The following is a 2,421-nucleotide window of genomic DNA, read 5'->3' on the forward strand; positions in this document are numbered from 1 at the left end:
CCTTGACGCGGATCCAGTCCGGCTTGGGCAGCTTTTCGGCTGGAACGATCTTGATCGGAATGCGTGCGGTCTTGCCGGCGCCTTTCTGCTTATCGCTTGGATTGTAGGTCGTGGATGCGAGGGGCGTTTTTTCGGTAGTCGTCATTTGCGGGTCGCTCATTCGATGCCGTTTTGGTTTTGCCGCGACGGCAGCCTGTTCGACAGGCCGTTGGTAATGGCATTGCGTGCTGCATTACATCTTCTGCTGCGCTGGTCTGCCTGGATGTCAAACCGGCACCGGTTCGCCGAGCTGCCGCATCAGTGCATCGGCAAGGGCCGACTGTATTTCCTTCAATGATGCTTGCGAACCCAGCGTGCGCATATCCACGGTAGCCAGTCCTTCATAGCCGCATGGATTGATCCATGTGAACGGCGCAAGGTCCATCGCGACATTCAGCGACACACCGTGGTAGGTGCAGCCGCTGGACTTCACTTTCAATCCCAGGGCGGCGATTTTCGCGCCTTGCCATGGGCCTTCGCCGGCGATGTAAATCCCGGGCGCACCTGGCTTGCGCTCACCCGCAAGATTATACGCCGCAAGGGTGTCAACGACCGACTGTTCTATTTTGTACACGAACTCGCGGGCGAACAGGCGCGCGCCCGGACGCGCCCTGCGTAAGTCCATCAGCAGGTAGATCACCGCCTGGCCCGGGCCATGGTAGGTCACCTCGCCGCCGCGGTCGGTCTGCATTACCGGAATGCCATGCGCATTCAGCACATGCGATGGGTCGGCGCCGAGGCCGAGCGTGAATACCGGCGGATGCTCGACGATCCAGAGCTCGTCCGGCGTGTCCGCGGTCCGTGCATCGGTAAAGGCACGCATGGCGTCGAATGTGGTCCGGTACGCTTCCAATCCCCGTTGCACGATGATGGGTGTGGGCATGGGTGTATTGCCGCTAGAGCGGAATGGTGTAGAAATGGTTCTGGTCCTTCTGCGGCGAGTTGTCGATCACCTTGAGTATGGTGGCATCGATGGCGCCGTCCTTCGGATCGAACAGCCCGCAGAGCCGCATGGCTTTGCGCAGGTCGACCGTCTTGCCGAGGTATTCGAATACGACGCGCGCGCAGGCAATGGAGCGCTGGTTGCTGGAGGACACGCCGAGCATCAAACCCGAGAGGCGGACAACCTTGTTCCGGTAGGTCGGAAACAGGATGGTCTGGGCAATTTCATTGCCGGTCAGCGATTCGTAGTCAACCAGAAAGATCCGGTCGTTGAGGTAAAACGCGCCGCCGATGTACTTGCATTTATACGCTTCATCCAGGTTGGCATGCTGCGGGAAGCGCTCCAGCCGCTCGTGATAGACCGCGCCGTCCTGCATGAACACATGGACCAGTCCCCGCAACACCTTGCCCGGGGCGCTCATCGAATAGTAATACTCGTAGTAGTAGCCCAGATACTTTTCATATTTGCCGATGGAATGGCGCTGAAGGCGCGTGATGTGCTCGGCGTAGGCGGCATGTTCCGCGCGTTGCCTCGGCCGTACCTGGACGATCTGGTGAAAATGGTCGCGGGGAAGATAGATTTCGGCCGGTTCCACGCCGAAAAAGTCGCAGATCCGTTCCAGTGTATGGTTGGAGGGGGTGCTGGTGCCGTTCAGATAGCGGTTGAACTGTGCCCGGTTGATGTTGAGCTTGCGGCAGACATCGGCAACCGAACGGTAATAACCGCACAGCATGCGCAGATTGGCGCAAAACTCGGTTTGTTCCGCATAAAACGGCTTGCCGTGCATGGCGGCTTGAAGAGGGCGCATAGAAGGCGAAAGAATCAGAAAATAATGCGGGAGTGATGCTAGATGACGCTATTTTAGCATCAGGTAGCATCTAGTCGCGCCAGATAGCGAAATGGCGTCCATGCAGTTTTATCCATACAGTTGCCTTCGAAGTTGCAAGCCGTACAGGCCAGCATAGCAACAAAGCCAAAAGCGCATATGAGACAAGTGTCAGGTCCGGCCGATCCCGATCCTGGCGCACCCCTCCCTGAGGAAGAATTCATGTTGACCGTAGAGAAGCATCCGCTGAACGATTGCGTGTCGTCCGACCGCTTTTATGCCCAGGCGGAAGTCCCAGCCAGATTCGTGGCCCTCATTGAACCATTCAGGGTACGCATTTCCGCTCCAAGCCTTTTCTCCTCCCGCATTTCCGTTTTCGGTCGCGAGACCGAGTCCTTTTCGCCTGCACTGCTTTCCAGCGCCGGCGATTTTTCGTACCAAGCTTGTTCATTCCACCCCTAGGAGAAATTCCATGCAGTTCAAGACAAAAATGATTCCATTGGCAGGCGCGATTGCATTTGCACTGGCAGGTGCCGCATCGGCACAGGAACAGGTCGTGCGCATCGGCCACGTCGGCCCGATCTCCGGCTCGATCGCCCACCTGGGCAAGGAC

The 2,421-nt window shown here is 57.9% G+C and carries 2 protein-coding genes and 2 pseudogenes; 1 reads left to right on the top strand and 3 read right to left on the bottom strand.

Features of this window, described 5'->3' with window-relative positions; all coding sequences use genetic code 11:
- The 3 genes and pseudogenes from VGU61_RS01030 to VGU61_RS01040 all read right to left on the bottom strand — a co-directional run.
- Window positions 1-160 (bottom strand): annotated as a pseudogene (locus VGU61_RS01030) (lipoyl synthase); the annotation flags it as partial.
- Between the two features lie 105 nt (window positions 161-265).
- Window positions 266-922, bottom strand: a complete 657-nt coding sequence (gene lipB, locus VGU61_RS01035) for a lipoyl(octanoyl) transferase LipB (RefSeq protein ID WP_326857237.1) — start codon at window positions 920-922, stop codon at window positions 266-268.
- Between the two features lie 13 nt (window positions 923-935).
- Window positions 936-1,790: a helix-turn-helix transcriptional regulator gene (locus VGU61_RS01040; RefSeq protein WP_326857238.1), complete on the bottom strand. Its 855-nt coding sequence runs from the start codon at window positions 1,788-1,790 to the stop codon at window positions 936-938.
- 490 nt (window positions 1,791-2,280) lie between these two features.
- Between VGU61_RS01040 and VGU61_RS01045 the strand changes: the two are divergent.
- A pseudogene (locus VGU61_RS01045) lies at window positions 2,281-2,421 on the top strand (branched-chain amino acid ABC transporter substrate-binding protein); the annotation flags it as partial.

It is taken from the genome of Noviherbaspirillum sp. (assembly GCF_035944575.1).
GTDB lineage: Bacteria > Pseudomonadota > Gammaproteobacteria > Burkholderiales > Burkholderiaceae_D > Noviherbaspirillum.

Excerpts from the sequence above, each read along its gene's own strand:
- lipB (WP_326857237.1), bottom strand. The coding sequence starts at position 922 with ATGCCCACACCCATCATCGTGCAACGGGGATTGGAAGCGTACCGGACC.
- VGU61_RS01040 (WP_326857238.1), bottom strand. The coding sequence starts at position 1,790 with ATGCGCCCTCTTCAAGCCGCCATGCACGGCAAGCCGTTTTATGCGGAA.